Origin of the sequence: Streptomyces sp. NRRL S-495 (assembly GCF_000966955.1) — a bacterium.
GTDB classification, from domain to species: Bacteria; Actinomycetota; Actinomycetes; order Streptomycetales; family Streptomycetaceae; genus Kitasatospora; species Kitasatospora purpeofusca.
Window position 1 is genome coordinate 1 of the sequence record NZ_JZWY01000637.1, and the last position, 15,857, is coordinate 15,857.

Below are 15,857 nucleotides of genomic sequence, written 5' to 3' on the forward strand. Positions count from 1 at the left end.
GGGGGCGCCCGGCGCCGAGCCGCTGCGGGGGCCGCTGGACGACTTCGAGGGCAGCACGCTGTGGCGGGTCCGCACCACCGTGCAGGACTCCCCCGGCAGTCTGGCCCGGGTCTGCGCGGCCTTCGCCGGACGGCAGGTGAACATCGTCTCGATGCAGTCCCACCCGCTGCCGACCGGCGCCGTGGACGAGTTCTTCGTCCGCGCGCCGCGCTCGCTCACCCGGGCCGAGCTGACCGCACTGGTGGCCGGGGCCGGCGGGGACGACATCTGGACCGGCCCGGCCGACGCGCACGACCTGGTGGACGTGCCCACCCATGTACTGGCCCTCGCCACCCGGACGGCACTGGACGCCGCGGAGCTGCCGATCGCACTGCGCCAGCTCTTCGGGCAGTGCAGCATCCGGCAGTACCCGGGGGCGGCGGCGCGCGGCACCGCCGGGGTGGACGGCCATGTGATGCGGCTGCCCGTCCCCTCGGGCGAGCTGATCGAGCTCACCCGCCCGCAGCTGCCGTTCACCCCGACCGAGTTCGCCCGGGCGCAGGCCCTGGTCGAGCTGGACACCCTGCTCGGCCCCCGGGTGCCGGACGTCCGGGCCCGGCTGAGCGTGCCGGCCGGCGCCGAGCTGACCGTGCGGCGCGCGGACGCGGCCGACAAGGCGGCCGCGCTGGCGATGCACCACCGCTGCTCCCCCGAGACCCTGCGCAAGCGCTACCACGGGCCGGTCCGGGACGCCGACCGCTACCTGGACCACCTGCTGGACGCCCGGCACGGGCAGGCCCTGGCGGTGGAGACGGCGGACGGGCGGATCGTCGCCCTCGGGCACCTGATGTGGGACGACGACAGCGCCGAGGTGGCGGTGCTGGTCGAGGACGCCTGGCAGCGGCGCGGGCTGGGCCTGGACCTCATGCGGCGGATGTCCGCGCTGGCCCTGGAGGCCGGGGTGGAGACGGTGTACGCGGTCACCCAGTCGTCCAACACCGGGCTGATCGCGACCATGCGCCGGCTGGCGGCCCCGCTGGACTACGAGGTGGACGAGGGCACCCTGGTGATCACCGCCCATCTGGCGGAGGCTGCCGAGGAGCTCCCGGTGCCGTGGCAGACCCGTCCGGGCCGCTGAAGACCGGACCCTCCCGGGGCCGCCCTCGGGCTGCTCGCGGAGCGGCTCATGGGGCCGCTCACGGAGCCGCTGATGGGGCCGCCCGGCGCCGCGATCGAGCCGTACCGGTGAGCAGATCGGACAGGTCCGGTAATCGTCCGGTCATTTCTTCACCACATCCTCACCAAGAACCTCACCGGCCCCGGGCCGGGCGGCCCCCGTGCCGCCCGGCCCGGGGCGCGCGCGGAACCGCCGCACCCCGCTCAGGCGTCCCCGACGGCGAACGGCCCGTCCGTACACCGCCGATCCTGATCCCGCGTCAGGACCTCCCGGACCGCCGCTCCCGGGGCGTCGCAGCAGGCGGCACGGGGTCCGGGGGGTCGAGCCGGGCGGCGGAGTCGGTAGGCTGATCCCGTCCCCGCCGCCCGACGGCCCGTAGTCCGGCCCCCGGGCGGTGCCGCAGCAAGGAGGAACCACTGAGCATGGCAGGCACCGAATCGGAGCCCACAGGCGCACGCGACGCCTCGCTGCCGGCACGCGCGAAGATCGCGGTGACCGCCGGCAAGGTGGCCGCCGCCGTGTCCCGCAAGGCCGGCCGAGGCAGCGGCTCGGTGATCGGCGGCAAGGTCGCGCTCAGGCTCGACCCCGATCTGCTCGCCACCCTCGCCGACCACCTGGACGTGGTGCTGGTCAGCGCCACCAACGGCAAGACCACCACGACCCGCCTGATCGCCGAGGCGCTGCGCGCCGCCGGCCCGGTGGTCTCCAACGCCCTGGGCGCCAACATGCCGGCCGGCATCACCTCCGCCCTGGCCGGCGGCTCGGAGGCCCGCTTCGGCGTGATCGAGGTCGACGAGAAGTACCTGGCCGGCGTCGCCCGCGACACCCGCCCCAAGGCGATCGCCCTGCTCAACCTCTCCCGCGACCAGCTCGACCGCGCCGCCGAGACCCGGATGATGGCCGAGAAGTGGCGCGAGGGCCTCCAGGACACCGAGGCCGTGGTGATCGCCAACGCCGACGACCCGCTGGTGACCTGGGCCGCCTCCTCCTGCAAGAAGGTGGTCTGGGTGGCCGCCGGACAGGCGTGGAAGGAGGACGCCTGGTCCTGCCCCGCCTGCGGCGGTGTGATGCAGCGCCCCGGCGACGACTGGTTCTGCCAGGAGTGCGGCTTCCGGCGCCCCAACCCGCACTGGGCGCTCCAGGGCACCCATGTGGTCGACCCGCAGCGCGGCGCCTGGCCGATCCAGCTCCAGCTGCCCGGCCGGGCCAACCTCGCCAACGCCACCAGCTCGGCCGCGGTCGCCGCCGTGTTCGGCGTCTCCCCGCAGGTCGCCCTGGAGCGGATGCGCGGCGTCACCGCGGTCGCCGGCCGCTACGACGTGGTGCAGTACCAGGGCCGTGACATAAGGCTGCTGCTGGCCAAGAACCCGGCCGGCTGGCTGGAGACCTTCTCGCTGATCGACGGCCCGCCCACCCCGGTGGTGCTCTCGGTCAACGCGCTCGACGCGGACGGCACCGACACCTCCTGGCTGTGGGACGTCGACTACGAGCGGCTGGCCGGGCACCCGGTCTTCGTGCTGGGCCAGCGCAAGCTGGACCTCGCGGTGCGCCTGGAGGTCGCCGGGCTGCAGTTCCACGTCGTGGACTCGCTGGAGCAGGCCGTCCGGATGGCCCCGCCCGGCCGGATCGAGGCGATCGCCAACTACACCGCCTTCCAGCAGCTGCGGAAGGTCGTGGCCGGCTGATGCCGGAGCGGCACCCGCAGCCCCCAGCAGCCCACCGCACGTACGTCATGGAAGGCCTTCGAGGATGAGTGAGAGCAGCCTGCGCGTGGTCTGGGTCTACCCCGACCTGCTCAGCACCTACGGCGACCGGGGCAATGCCCTGGTCGTGGAGCGCCGGGCCCGCCAGCGCCATCTCAACGTGACCCGGATCGACGTCCGCTCCGACCAGTCGGTGCCCACCAGCGGGGACATCTACCTGATCGGCGGCGGTGAGGACCGCCCGCAGCGGCTGGCCGCCGAGCGGCTGCGCAACGACACCGGGCTGGTGCGGGCGGCCGAGAACGGCGCGATCATCTTCGCGGTCTGCGCCGGCTACCAGATCCTCGGCCACGAGTTCGTCAACGACCTCGGCCAGCGCGAGCCGGGCCTCGGCCTGCTGGACGTGTGGACCACCCGCGGCGAGGGCGAGCGCTGCGTCGGCGACGTGCTGGCCGACGTGGACCCGGCGCTCGGCCTGCCGCAGCTGACCGGATTCGAGAACCACCAGGGCGTGACCCACCTCGGCCAGGGCGTCAAGCCGCTGGCCCGGGTCACCGCCGGCCGGGGCAACGGCACCGGCGACGGCACCGAGGGCGCCTGGCGGGACACCGTCTTCGGCACCTATCTGCACGGCCCGGTGATGGCGCGCAATCCCGCCGTCGCGGACATGCTGCTCAAGCTGGCGCTGGACGTGAACGCCCTGCCGCCGGCCGACACCACCTGGTACGACGCGCTGCGCGCCGAGCGCATCGCGGCCACGACGCGCCCCGCGTAGTACGCCCCCGGTCCGTCCGCCCGGTGCCCGCGATGCGGTCATGGGCTCCACGGACGGGCCGGGACGTACGACAATGGGGCTGCCCCGTCCCGGGGCTGCCGGCTGCACACCCTCCTCGGCAGCAGGCTGCATTTCCACGCGGGGGCGTCGACGACGCCGCTCCCGCGTCGGCTCCTGCCCGGCCGGACGCAGGGACCGTATGCTCGACTCCACGGCCGGTTTCGGATGTTCTGTCCGAATCGGCCGGTCCTTCACCCGACAGTCACCTCCGCGCCCACCCGGCGCGGGTACGGCCTGTCACGGTGGCGGTCCGTCGTCCCAGCCTGTAGTCCGGCCGTTCCTCGGTTCTGCTCGGGAGTTGCAAAGCAATGCGTATTGGAGTGCTGACCAGCGGCGGTGACTGCCCCGGCCTGAACGCCGTGATCCGGTCCGTGGTCCACCGGGGGGTGGTCGACCACGGCGACGAGATCATCGGGTTCGAGGACGGCTGGCGCGGTTTCCTCGAAGGGCACCACCGGCCCCTGACCCTCGACTCGGTGAGCGGCATCCTCGCCCAGGGTGGCACCATCCTCGGGTCCTCCCGGGTCCAGCCCAGCCATCTGCGCGACGGCGTCGAGCGCGCCAAGCAGTACTGCGCGGACCTCGGCCTGGACGCGGTGATCCCGATCGGCGGCGAGGGCACCCTCAAGGCCGCCAAGCTGATGAGCGACGCGGGCCTGCCGATCGTCGGTGTGCCGAAGACCATCGACAACGACATCGCGTGCACCGATGTCACCTTCGGCTTCGACACCGCCGTCTCGGTCGCCACCGAGGCGCTGGACCGGCTGAAGACCACCGCCGAGTCGCACCAGCGCGTGATGGTGGTCGAGGTCATGGGCCGCCACACCGGCTGGATCGCCCTGAACGCGGGCATGGCGGCGGGCGCGCACGCGATCGTCGTGCCGGAGCGCCCGTTCCACATCGAGAAGCTCACCGCGGTCGTCCGGGAGCGCTTCGACCGCCAGAAGAAGTTCGCCATCGTGGTCTGCGCCGAGGGCGCCAAGCCCGAGCCCGGCACCATGCACTGGGAGGAGGGCAGCAAGGACATCTACGGCCACGAGCGCTTCACCGGCATCGCCACCCAGCTCTCCAGCGAGCTGGAGCACCGGCTCGGCAAGGAGGCCCGTCCGGTCATCCTCGGCCACACCCAGCGCGGCGGCACCCCGACCGCCTACGACCGGGTCCTCGCCACCCGCTTCGGCTGGCACGCCGTGGAGGCCGTCCACAAGGGCGCCTTCGGGCACATCACCGCCCTCCAGGGCACCAACATCAGCCTGGTGCCGCTGGCCGAGGCGGTGGCCGAGCTGAAGACCGTGCCGGCCGACCGCTACCTGGAGGCCGAGACGGTCATCTGACCGCCCGCCCCCGTACGTCCGGTGCCCCGGCCCCCGAGAGCGCGACTCTCGGGGGCCGGGGCCGTTCGCGGCGACTGCCCCGCCGGGAGCGGAACCGGACCGGCGGCGGTCAGCCGATCAGAACCCGGTGTCGTAGGTGTAGGTGCCGCTGTGGTCGAGCAGATCGGCCGGGGTGACCGTGTTCCACGGCTTCATCCGGTCGTTGAGGTCGATCACGTCGGGCGTGCCGGCCGTCGGCAGGTAGGTCTTGCCGGGGTTGCGCTTCTGCCACTCGGACCACAGCTTGTCGACGAAGCAGTGGTGCAGCCAGAACACCGGGTCGTTGGGCGACATGCCGGTGGCCATCTGGCCGCCCACCCAGACGTGCACCCGGTTGTGCAGGTTGACCCCGCGCCACCCCTCCAGGTTGTTGCGGAAGCCGGCCGAGGAGCTGTTCCACGGCGCGGCGTCGTAGGTGGTGATGGCGAGCACCGACTCGGTGTCGGCCCGGCTGGGCAGCTGGGCCACCCCGGTGCCGAGCTGGCGGCGCAGATAGGTGCGGCTGTCGGTGTTGACGTTGAGCCGCCAGTTGCCGCCGGAGAAGGCGAACGGACCGGTGGTCACCTGGCCGTCGCTGCTGCGGCCGTTGCCGCCCATGAAGTCGGCGCCCCAGATGCCGGCGGTGGCGGTGCGGTCGGCGGTCCAGTCCCAGTACGGGAGGTTGACGCTGGGGTCGACGGCCTGCAGCGCCCGCTCGAACTCCAGCAGGTACTGGCGGTGCCAGGGCAGGAAGGAGGGCGAGCGGTGCCCGGTGCGCTCGCCGTTGTCGACGTCGCTGAGGATGAACTGGTTGTGCGTGGTGACGAACGGGTCGTAGCCGCCGTTCGCCTTGAGCGCCAGCACGGCGTTGACGAAGGCGCGCTTCTCCTGGGCCGTCAGGTTCGCCTGGTTCTTGCGGACTCCCATGAGTCCCCCCTCTGGTGGTGGTGTGTCGGTCTCGGGTGGCCGGGTGGCCGGGTGGCCGGAATCAGGCGGTGGCGACGGGGACGAGCGTCGCGCCCTGGAGGTCGTTGACGGCGGCCCGGGCGAGCGCGCGCGGCGTCGCGAAGGTCTGGTAGTGGTTGACGACGCTGATCCAGGTGCCGTCGGCGTTGCGCATCATGTGCAGCTCGTCGCCGTCGATCCGCACCTCGTAGCCGGTGCCGGCGCCGCCGCCGTGGTGGTGGCTCCCCCCGGCGGCCGGACGGCCCTGGATCCGCCGACCCTGGAAGACCTCGTCGAAACTGTCGGACGCGCCCGGGTCGGCGGCGGTGGCGGCCCCGCCGCCCGGGCCCGCGAGACCGATCACGACGGTGCCGGTGGCGACGGTCAGGGCGGCCGCGGCCCCCTGGAGCATCCGTCGGCGCGTCAGCTCCGTGGCATGGGTGTCTTCGGACATGGTGATACCCCCTCGAGTGCCCGGGACTGTGGTTCGGGCACTGTTCACGAACGATTGGTTAATCGTTAAACGAAGGTGATTCCTTGATCGAATCACTCGTTTCGATGGTCGCAATGCTTGTTGACCTACGGAACAGCCGATCGGCGGGGGTACGTAGGGTTGCGTATAAATCCGGTCATTTTCTGTCACGCGCCGAACACGCAGCGATCACCCCGGCGGCGGCCGCCTGGCGGGGTCCGTCGGGCACGGCCTAGCGTGACCGGAGGAGCGCAATGGACCGGACGGACCCAGGAGGGACCAGGCGATGGAGATCCTCGCGTACGGCGTACAGGCCGACGAACGACCGCTGCTGGAGAAGGCCTTCGCGGGCCGGCACGCGCTGCGCTGCCTCCCCGTCTTCCTCAACCGCGACACCGCCCCGCTCGCCGCCGGGTACCCGGCGGTCAGCAGCAGCGTCAACGCCGAGCTCGACGCCGCCACCCTCGCCGTCCTCGCCGCCGGCGGCACCGAGCTGGTCGCCCAGCGCTCCACCGGCTTCAACAACATCGACCTCGACGCCGCCGCCGCCCTCGGCCTCACCGTCGCCCGCGTCTCCCACTACAGCCCGTACTCAGTTGCCGAACACGCGTGGGCCCTCGCCCTGGCCGTCAACCGCCGCCTCACCCGGGCCGCCAACCGCTCCCGCGAGTTCGACTTCCGCCTCGACGGCCTGCTCGGCCGCGACATCCACGGCATGACCGGCGGCGTCATCGGCACCGGCAAGATCGGCGAGTGCTTCACCCGCATCGCGGCCGGATTCGGCACCGAGCTCCTGGGCTGGGACATCGCCCCCAACCCCGCCTGCCTCGACCTCGGCCTGACCTACACCGAACTCCCCGAACTGCTCTCCCGCGCCGACCTCGTCAGCCTCCACGTCCCCCTGCTGCCGGCCACCCACCACCTCATCGACGCCACCGCCCTCGCCCGCATGAAGGAGGACGCGATCCTGGTCAACTCCAGCCGCGGCGGCCTCGTCGACAGCGCCGCCCTGGTCGAGACCCTCCGCGCCGGACACCTCTCCGGCGTCGGCCTCGACGTCTACGAGGAGGAGACCGGCGTCTTCTTCACCGACCAATCCATCCAGGGCATCACCGACGACACCCTCGCCCGCCTGGTCACCTTCCCCCAGGTCCTGGTCACCAGCCACCAGGCCTACTTCACCCGCACCGCGGTCGGCCAGATCATCGACACCACCGTCCAGAACGTCGACGACTTCGCCGCCGGCCGCACCAACGAGAACACCCTCGTCCCCAAAAGCTAACTTCAGAGGCCCAGAAACCTACGGTACTCACACGCCACGCGATCCACCGGACGAGCGAGCGAATCCATACGCCCGGGGAGACGACGGCCGATGATTCCCCCCTCAGACCAAATCATCGCTCAAGTCAGCACGGACTGGCGGCCATGATCCCTCACCCCTCAATGCTGCCCACCCCGCCATCGAGATCAGCCGGCCCGCTGGTCCATCACCCAGTCATTCGCCATCGAACTACTATCCGGCGTCGCATCGGTTAGCCCGGTTCTGTCGTCCCCCGGCGCTGACGATTCACCGGTTGTCGGAACGTCAGCCTGCCCACCGCCAACTCTACAAGCCGAAACGGTCCGCCGAATGAACCGGCGGACCGTCACGAAAGCTTGAGGCTACTTGTCAGTTACGCTCAACAACACTCTTCTCCCAGTCCGATAGATCATCCCGGAACCGGCGCCCGTCAACCCAGGTGCCTTCGGGTACGGACACCCGCAGGATCAGTTGCTTTTTGAAACGCGTGAACGAGAGATCTACCTCGCCACGCTCAAGCAGATCCACGAATTCGATGATCCGATGAGCCGGGACATCTTCGAACACATACTCCTCGAAGAGTACTCTGGCCTCTCCCAAATCTTCCCGCAGCATCACCAGGTATTCGTTACCGGTCAACGCCTCCAGGTGAAAGTCGATCAGCCTCGGCTCGGCAGTGAGTTCAACCATCTCAATATCAGAGAAGCGGCCGGATCGGTCACCTTTAGCGAAAATTTCTTCCGCCGACCATTTCAGACTCGATTCATCTGGTCCCATCCGCTACCTCCATGGTCCGTTCCCCAGGTCAACTTTCTTTGCCCCGACCCTGATTCGGAAGACAGCCCGCGCCTTCTGCTTCTTCTTCGAGGCCGACTGAGCAGGATGCGCCTTGCGTATGGCATCCACGCCCTTGTAGTTGGTTCGGGCGCTCCACCCTATCGACCAGTTGGCCTCCTTGCCACGGTTCAACAGCCCGGCTCGCTTTTTGGCGTTCTCTGGGGCGTGCTTGTCGCCGAAGAGCAATGACTTTTTGCCGACGATAGGCGCATTGTAGAGCCGTACACCGACCCGAGAATCCTTGAAGATCGCGTTGGCCTTCTTGGTCGCCTTAACTGCTTTGACCGCAACTGCGGCTACCTTGACGGCTGCCGCGACGCCGACTGCCGCCGCAGCCACTGTTACGGCCATTTCGGCGGCCTTTTCCCAGTTGCCGGTGGCTGCGTAGGACACCGAGGAGACCCCAGCCGCGATCGCGCCGATCGGGCCGGGGACCACGGTGGCCACGACCTCGGCTACGCCCCCGGCGGCGTTGCCTCGCGGGTCCGTCCTGGTGCGCACGTGGTCGTAGGTGTCGTAGGTGAGGGTCGTCACTCCGCCGGCGGGGTCGGTGGTGGAGGTGAGCCGGCCGAGGGTGTCGTAGCCGTAGGTGGTGGTGCGGCCGGCGGCGGTGGTCTCCGAGGCGAGCTCTCCCTTGGCGGTGTAGGTGTAGGTGCTCCTGCCGCCGCCGGGGTCCGTCACGCTGACCGGACGGCCCGCGGTGTCGTAGGTGTACGTGGTCCGGGCGCCGCCCGGTGCGGAGGTCCTGGTCACCAGCCACCAGGCCTACTGCACCCGCACCGCCGTCGGCCAGATCATCGACACCACCGTCCAGAACATCGACGACTTCGCCGCCGGCCTCCGCAACGGGAACGTCCTCGTCCCGAAGGGCCGAGCCGGCGGACAGGGGGCCGGGGGGCCGGCCGGGGTAAGGCCCGCCTAGGCTGTACGACGAAGCAAAACGGGCGAACCGGACCCACCCAGGGACCGCGAGGACGGAAAGCAGGACCCGCCGATGGGCGACGGAATGTCAGGCATGCACCACCACGGCGGGATGACCGAACTAGGACCCTTCACGTTCTCCAATGTGCTCACCTGGTCCCCCGACTGGGTGTTCCTGGCCGCCGCCCTGGCCGGGCTCGCGCTGTACCTCCTCGGCGTGGTGCGGCTGCGGCGGCGCGGGGACAGCTGGTCGGTCGGGCGCACGGTGGCCTGGGTGCTGGGCATCGGCTCGGTGATCCTGGTCACCTGCACCGGGCTGAACGACTACGGCATGGTGCTGTTCAGCGCGCACATGATCCAGCACATGGTGCTCTCCATGCTGTCGCCGATCCTGCTGCTGCTCGGCGGGCCGATCACCCTGGCGCTGCGCGCGCTGCGGCCGACCGGCAAGGGACGTCCGCGCGGGCCGCGCGAGCTGCTGGTGGCGCTGCTGCACTCGACCTACGTGAAGGTGATCTCGCACCCGGGCTTCACCATCCCGCTGTTCATCGCGAGCCTGTACGGCGTCTACTTCACCCCGCTGTTCGACTTCCTCATGCAGTACCGGCTCGGGCACATCGCCATGATGGTGCACTTCCTGGCGACCGGGCTGGTGTTCTTCTGGCCGATCATGGGCGTGGACCCGGGCCCGCACCGGCCGGGCCATGTGATGCGGATCATCGAGCTGTTCATGGGCATGCCGTTCCACGCCTTCTTCGGCGTCGCGGTGATGATGGCCAACCACCAGCTGGTCAAGACCTTCACCACCGAGGGGGCGCCGCCCGGCACCGACCTGCTGGCCGACCAGAAGCTGGCCGGCGGCATCACCTGGGCGTTCGGCGAGATCCCGACCGCGATCGTGCTGATCGCGCTGGTCTACCAGTGGATGCGCTCGGAGGAGCGGCTCTCGCGCCGCCGGGACCGCGCCGAGGACCGCAGCGGTGACGCCGAGCTGGCGGCCTACAACGCCTACCTGGCCTCGCTGGACCAGCGCAACCGGCGACCGGCGGCCGACGCCGGCTGATCCGGCTGAATACCTTCGACGAGCCCCCGTCCGATCGCGGACGGGGGCTTCGTCGTGCCCGGGCCCTGCCGTGCCGGAAGGGCCCGGGCTCAGGCGCCGCGCGGGGCCTGCCGGGCGAGGCCGGCGACCAGGATGTCCAGGCCGAACTCGAAGCGCTCGTCGCCGACGTTGCGGGTGAGCGCCGCGGACATCGAGGTGATCATCGGATAGCGCTCGGCCGGGATGGTCGCGAAGTAGTCGTGGATCCGCTCGGTGAACTCCTGGGTGTTGCCCCCGCCCCGGGTGGACGCCTCGAAGGCGGTCGCGGTGGTGTACAGGCCCAGCAGGTCGACCCCGTAGGCGGCGGTCTGCTCGTCCAGGCCGCCGGCCCGCAGGATGGCGAGCATCGCCTCGGCGATGTCCATCGCGTGCGGGGTGATCGGGACATTGGCGACCACGGCGGCCTTGGCCAGGTCGCGGTGCGCGAGCAGCGCCGCGCGGGAGCGCCGCAGCAGGTCCTTGATCTGCTCCTCCCAGCGGGCCGGGTCGGCCCCCTCCAGCTCGATGTCGGCGTAGGCGAGGTCGAGGACCAGCTCGACCAGCTCCTCCTTGGAGCCGACGTGGGCGTAGAGGCTGGCCGCGCCGGTGCCGAGCTCCTGGCCGACCCGCCGCATGCTCAGGGCGTCCATGCCCTCGGTGTCGACGATCCGCAATGCCGCCTCGACGATCCGCTCCCGGCTCAGCGGCTGCCGCCGGGGCGCCCGCTCCCTGTCCTGCCAGTGCTCGGGCCAGCCGGAGCGCGGGGCGGCACTGGTCATGGGGGCTCCTTCGTGGTCGGTGACAGGACCCACAGTACTTGACACGAACACCGTTCCATGGGAGAACACTGTTCGTTCAAGAAAACAGTGTTCGTGATGACGAACGTCGTTCGTCACTGGCTCTCGCTCCGGAGACCTCCCCATGACCAGTCAGGCCAGCCAGATCGCCCCACCCGCGCCCACCGGAACGCCGTCCACCGGCTACCGGCTGCGCTGGGCGGGACTCGCCGTCATCCTCGCCGCCGAGGTGATGGACCTCCTCGACACCACGATCGTCGGCGTCGCCGCCCCCGCCGTCCGGCAGGACCTCGGCGGCAGCGACGCCCAGATCCAATGGATCACCGCGTCCTACACGCTCGCCTTCGCCGTCCTGCTGATCACCGGCGGCCGGCTCGGCGACCTCTTCGGCCGCAAGCGCCTGTTCCTCCTCGGCGCGAGCGGCTTCACCCTCGCCTCGGTGCTCTGCGCGGCCGCGCCCGGCGCCGGCACCCTGGTCGCCGCCCGCACCGTGCAGGGCCTGTTCGCGGCGCTGCTCATCCCGCAGGGGCTCGGCCTGATCAAGGCGATGTTCCCGCCCAAGGAACTCGGCACCGCCTTCGGGCTGTTCGGCCCGATCCTCGGGCTCTCCTCGGTCCTCGGCCCGACCCTCGGCGGCTACCTCACCGGGGCCGACTGGTTCGGCCTCGGCTGGCGGGCGGTCTTCCTGATCAACCTGCCGGTGGGCCTGCTCACCGTGTTCGCCGCCGGGCGGATCCTGCCCGGCGACCGCAGCTCCCGAATCACCACTGGTACCGGTACCGGTGCCGGGCGGATCGACCCGGTCGGCGTGCTCGTGCTCGGCCTGGCCGTCCTGCTGCTGGTCTACCCGCTGGTGCAGGGCCGCGAGCTCGGCTGGCCGCTGTGGACCTTCCTCTCGATGGCCGCCTCGGTGCCGACGGCCTGGCTCTTCACCGTCCAGCAGCGCGGCGTCCTGCGGCGCGGCGGCACCCCGCTGATCGAGCCCTCGCTCTTCGGCAAGCAGGCCTTCGTCTCGGCACTCGCCACCGGGCTGGTGTTCTTCGCCGCCCTCTCCGGCCTGATGCTGGTCTTCACCCTCCACCTCCAGCTCGGCCTCGGCTGGACCCCGCTGCACGCCGGGCTGTCGATGATCCCGCTCTCGATCGGCGTGGTCGTCGGCGCCGTGCTGTCCGGCGCCCTGCTGGCCCCCCGGTACGGCCGCCGGGTGCTGCACCTCGGCATGGTGCTGGCCGCCGCGGGTGCGCTCGGCCTGTGGGTCACCGTGGACGGCGCCGCCGACCTCGGCTCCTGGCAGCTGGCGCCGGCACTCGCCCTGGCCGGCCTCGGCCTCGGCCTGATCATGGCCCCGTTCTTCGACATCGCGCTCGCCGGGGTCGAGGAGTCCGAGACCGGCTCCGCCTCCGGCGTCCTCAACGCCCAGCAGCAGCTCGGCGGCTCGATGGGCGTGGCCCTGCTCGGCACCGCGTTCTTCGGCTGGGCCCGCACCGACGGCTTCGGGCATGCGGCCGGCCTGACCTACGGCCTGGTCGCCGCGCTGCTCGCGGCGGCCTTCGTGATCGCCTTCCTGCTCCCCCGGCAGGCCCGCCCGGACGGCGAGGGCCACTGAACGCCCCGCCCCCGCCGCCCCCGGGCGGTGGAACGCCGGGAGGCCCCGGGGTCCGTCGGTACGGACCCCGGGGCCTCCCGGGTCGTGCGCGCTGCGGGCGGGATCAGCCGAGGTTGGCGATGGCCTCGTTGAGCGTCTTCGAGGGACGCATCACGGCGGCGGCCTTGGCCGGGTCCGGCTGGAAGTAGCCGCCGAGCTCGACCGCGGAGCCCTGCACGGCGACGAGCTCCTCGACGATGGCCGCCTCCTGCTCGGTCAGCGTCTTGGCCAGGCCCGCGAAGGCCTCGGCCAGGGCGGCGTCCTCGGTCTGGCCGGCCAGCTCCTGGGCCCAGTACATGGCCAGGTAGAAGTGGCTGCCGCGGTTGTCGATGCCACCGAGGCGGCGGCTCGGCGACTTGTCCTCGTTGAGGAAGGTGCCGGTGGCGCGGTCCAGGGTGTCGGCCAGCACCTGGGCGCGGGCGTTGCCGGTGGTGCGGGCCAGGTGCTCGAAGCTGGCGGCCAGCGCGAAGAACTCGCCCAGGCTGTCCCAGCGCAGGTAGTTCTCCTTGACCAGCTGCTGGACGTGCTTCGGGGCGGAGCCGCCGGCGCCGGTCTCGAACAGGCCGCCGCCGTTCATCAGCGGGACGACCGACAGCATCTTGGCGCTGGTGCCCAGCTCCAGGATCGGGAACAGGTCGGTCAGGTAGTCGCGCAGCACGTTGCCGGTCACCGAGATGGTGTTCTCGCCGCGGCGAATGCGCTCCAGCGAGAACGTGGTGGCCTCGACCGGGGCCAGGATCTCGATCTGCAGACCGGTGGTGTCGTGCTCCGGCAGGTACGCCTTGACCTTCTCGATCAGCACGGCGTCGTGGGCGCGGGTCTCGTCCAGCCAGAAGACGGCCGGGTCGCCGCTGACCCGGGCGCGGGTGACGGCCAGCTTCACCCAGTCGCGGATCGGCAGGTCCTTGGTCTGGCAGGCGCGGAAGATGTCGCCCGGCTGGACGGCCTGCTCCAGGACGACCTCGCCGGTGGCGGCGTCGACCAGGCGGACGGTGCCGGCGGCGGCGATCTCGAAGGTCTTGTCGTGGCTGCCGTACTCCTCGGCGGCCTGGGCCATCAGGCCGACGTTCGGGACCGAGCCGATGGTGGCCGGGTCCAGGGCGCCGTTGGCGCGGCAGTCGTCGATGACGGCCTGGTAGACACCGGCGTAGCTGCTGTCCGGCAGCACGGCCAGGGTGTCGGCCTCCTGGCCGTCCGGGCCCCACATGTGGCCGGAGGTGCGGATCATGGCCGGCATCGAGGCGTCGACGATGACGTCGCTCGGCACGTGCAGGTTGGTGATGCCCTTGTCCGAGTCGACCATGGCCAGGGCCGGACCGGCGGCCAGCTCGGCCTCGAAGGAGGCCTTGATCTCGGCGCCGTTCTCCAGCGCGTCGAGGCCGGCCAGGATGCCGCCGAGGCCGTTGTTCGGGTTCAGACCGGCGGCGACCAGGACCTCGCCGTACTTGGCGAAGGTCTGCGGGAAGAACGCCCGGACCACGTGACCGAAGACGATCGGGTCCGAGACCTTCATCATGGTGGCCTTGAGGTGGACCGAGAACAGCACACCCTCGGCCTTGGCACGGGCGACCTGCGCGGCCAGGAACTCGTTCAGCGCGGCGGCGCGCATGACCGAGGCGTCCACGACCTCGCCGGCCAGCACCGGGACCGACTCGCGCAGCACGGTGGTGCTGCCGTCCTCGGCGAGCAGCTCGATGCGCAGCGCGCCGGCCTCGCCGATCACGGTCGACTTCTCGGTGGAGCGGAAGTCGTTCACGCCCATGGTGGCGACATTGGTCTTGGAGTCGGCCGACCAGGCGCCCATGCGGTGCGGGTGGGTCTTGGCGTAGTTCTTGACCGACGCGGGGGCGCGGCGGTCGGAGTTGCCCTCGCGCAGGACCGGGTTGACGGCGCTGCCCTTGACCTTGTCGTAGCGGGCGCGGACGTCCTTGTCCTCGTCGGTCCGCGGGTCGTCCGGGTAGTCCGGCAGCGCGTAGCCCTGCGCCTGCAGCTCGGCCACGGCGGCCTTGAGCTGCGGGATCGAGGCCGAGATGTTCGGCAGCTTGATGATGTTGGCGCCCGGGGTCTTGGCAAGGGCGCCCAGCTCGGCGAGGGCGTCGCCGATCCGCTGGTCCTCGGTCAGACGCTCCGGGAAGCTCGCGATGATCCGCCCGGCGAGGGAGATGTCGCGCGTCTCCACCTTCACGCCCGCGGTCGAGGCGTACGCCTGGACGACCGGCAGGAACGAGTACGTCGCCAGGGCAGGCGCCTCGTCGGTGTGCGTATAGATGATGGTCGAGTCAGTCATCGGTACTCCGCTTCACGTCTCCAACGTCTTGACGTCAAGATATCTCGTGACCGGCCCTCCGCTCCACCTCCCCCCGGCACGGATCAGCTCCACGGTCGACCCGATGCCGTCGCGGGGCAAGCGGAAGGGGTCACGGGGACGGCCGGGAGGCGCCGTTCCGGGCCCCGCGCAGCGCGTCGATCCGGGCGTCGAACTCGGCCTCGTCGGCGAGGAACCACAGCTGGCGGCCCCGGTTGCTCTCCCGGACGAAGTCGCGCAGCGCGCCACTGGCCCCGGTGTACGCGGAGAGGTCGCCGACCACGGCGAGGCCGACCCGGTACTGGGCGAACTTCTGGGTGACCTCCCCGGCGAGTCGGGTGCCCAAGGTGAAGAACTCCGGCCCGAACCGGGTGGCGGGCACGACCAGCCACTCGGCGTCCTGGGCGAAGGCCTCGCCGAGCAGGTCCATGCCGTCGCCCGGGGCGCGGACCACCGGGCCGTCGGCGGACAGCCGCACCACGACCGGGGCGGGGGCGGGCGTCGGCCC

15 protein-coding genes are annotated in these 15,857 nt (G+C 71.2%); 8 read left to right on the top strand and 7 right to left on the bottom strand.

Annotation, left to right across the window (positions count from 1 at the left end; genetic code table 11):
- The 4 genes from VR45_RS29405 to VR45_RS29420 all read left to right on the top strand — a co-directional run.
- Positions 1–1,117, top strand: a 1,117-nt coding sequence (locus VR45_RS29405; protein WP_045942900.1) for a GNAT family N-acetyltransferase, incomplete at its 5' end; no start/stop codon positions are given.
- Between the two features lie 461 nt (positions 1,118–1,578).
- Positions 1,579–2,841 carry a MurT ligase domain-containing protein gene (locus VR45_RS29410; protein ID WP_045942901.1) on the top strand — a complete coding sequence of 421 codons (1,263 nt, stop codon included), beginning with the start codon at positions 1,579–1,581 and terminating at the stop codon, positions 2,839–2,841.
- Positions 2,842–2,905: 64 nt separating this feature from the next.
- Entirely contained in the window at positions 2,906–3,634 is a 729-nt protein-coding gene (locus tag VR45_RS29415) for a glutamine amidotransferase (RefSeq protein WP_045942902.1), read from the top strand.
- A 368-nt stretch (positions 3,635–4,002) separates the two neighbouring features.
- Positions 4,003–5,028 carry a 6-phosphofructokinase gene (locus VR45_RS29420; RefSeq protein ID WP_045942903.1) on the top strand — a complete coding sequence of 342 codons (1,026 nt, stop codon included), beginning with the start codon at positions 4,003–4,005 and terminating at the stop codon, positions 5,026–5,028.
- 117 nt (positions 5,029–5,145) lie between these two features.
- On the opposite strand, the gene VR45_RS29425 is transcribed toward VR45_RS29420, so the two are convergent.
- Together VR45_RS29425 and VR45_RS29430 are read right to left on the bottom strand one after the other, a co-directional pair.
- Positions 5,146–5,973 carry a tyrosinase family protein gene (locus VR45_RS29425; RefSeq protein WP_045942904.1) on the bottom strand — a complete coding sequence of 276 codons (828 nt, stop codon included), beginning with the start codon at positions 5,971–5,973 and terminating at the stop codon, positions 5,146–5,148.
- 61 nt (positions 5,974–6,034) lie between these two features.
- On the bottom strand, positions 6,035–6,445 hold the full coding sequence (locus VR45_RS29430) for a tyrosinase cofactor (protein ID WP_045942905.1): 411 nt from the start codon (positions 6,443–6,445) through the stop codon (positions 6,035–6,037).
- Between the two features lie 304 nt (positions 6,446–6,749).
- Here VR45_RS29430 and VR45_RS29435 point away from each other — a divergent pair, with 304 nt between their 5' ends.
- On the top strand, positions 6,750–7,745 hold the full coding sequence (locus tag VR45_RS29435) for a 2-hydroxyacid dehydrogenase (protein WP_045942906.1): 996 nt from the start codon (positions 6,750–6,752) through the stop codon (positions 7,743–7,745).
- A gap of 387 nt (positions 7,746–8,132) precedes the next feature.
- Here the strand turns inward: VR45_RS29435 and VR45_RS29440 are convergent, their stop codons facing one another.
- Positions 8,133–8,540, bottom strand: coding sequence for a hypothetical protein (locus VR45_RS29440; protein ID WP_159394394.1), 408 nt, complete (start codon positions 8,538–8,540; stop codon positions 8,133–8,135).
- Between the two features lie 3 nt (positions 8,541–8,543).
- A complete protein-coding gene (locus tag VR45_RS29445; protein ID WP_045942908.1) occupies positions 8,544–9,353 on the bottom strand; it encodes an RHS repeat protein in 810 nt (269 codons plus the stop codon).
- Between VR45_RS29445 and VR45_RS29450 the strand changes: the two genes are divergently transcribed.
- Together VR45_RS29450 and VR45_RS29455 are read left to right on the top strand one after the other, a co-directional pair.
- The gene (locus tag VR45_RS29450; protein WP_234326295.1) at positions 9,310–9,522 is read left to right on the top strand and encodes a hypothetical protein; all 213 of its coding nucleotides are present in this window, start codon (positions 9,310–9,312) and stop codon (positions 9,520–9,522) included. The genes VR45_RS29445 and VR45_RS29450 overlap by 44 nt on opposite strands.
- A 93-nt stretch (positions 9,523–9,615) precedes the next feature.
- A complete protein-coding gene (locus VR45_RS29455) occupies positions 9,616–10,584 on the top strand; it encodes a cytochrome c oxidase assembly protein (RefSeq protein WP_045942910.1) in 969 nt (322 codons plus the stop codon).
- 89 nt (positions 10,585–10,673) lie between these two features.
- On the opposite strand, the gene VR45_RS29460 is transcribed toward VR45_RS29455, so the two are convergent.
- Positions 10,674–11,381 (bottom strand): TetR/AcrR family transcriptional regulator, encoded by a 708-nt coding sequence (locus tag VR45_RS29460; RefSeq protein ID WP_045942911.1) that lies wholly within the window; start codon positions 11,379–11,381, stop codon positions 10,674–10,676.
- 142 nt (positions 11,382–11,523) lie between these two features.
- Between VR45_RS29460 and VR45_RS29465 the strand changes: the two genes are divergently transcribed.
- Positions 11,524–13,005 carry an MFS transporter gene (locus VR45_RS29465; RefSeq protein ID WP_045942912.1) on the top strand — a complete coding sequence of 494 codons (1,482 nt, stop codon included), beginning with the start codon at positions 11,524–11,526 and terminating at the stop codon, positions 13,003–13,005.
- 103 nt (positions 13,006–13,108) lie between these two features.
- Here the strand turns inward: VR45_RS29465 and VR45_RS29470 are convergent, their stop codons facing one another.
- Positions 13,109–15,331 carry an NADP-dependent isocitrate dehydrogenase gene (locus VR45_RS29470; protein WP_045942913.1) on the bottom strand — a complete coding sequence of 741 codons (2,223 nt, stop codon included), beginning with the start codon at positions 15,329–15,331 and terminating at the stop codon, positions 13,109–13,111.
- A gap of 130 nt (positions 15,332–15,461) precedes the next feature.
- Positions 15,462–15,830: a DUF4180 domain-containing protein gene (locus VR45_RS29475; RefSeq protein ID WP_045942914.1), complete on the bottom strand. Its 369-nt coding sequence runs from the start codon at positions 15,828–15,830 to the stop codon at positions 15,462–15,464.
- Between the last annotated feature and the right edge of the window lie 27 nt (positions 15,831–15,857).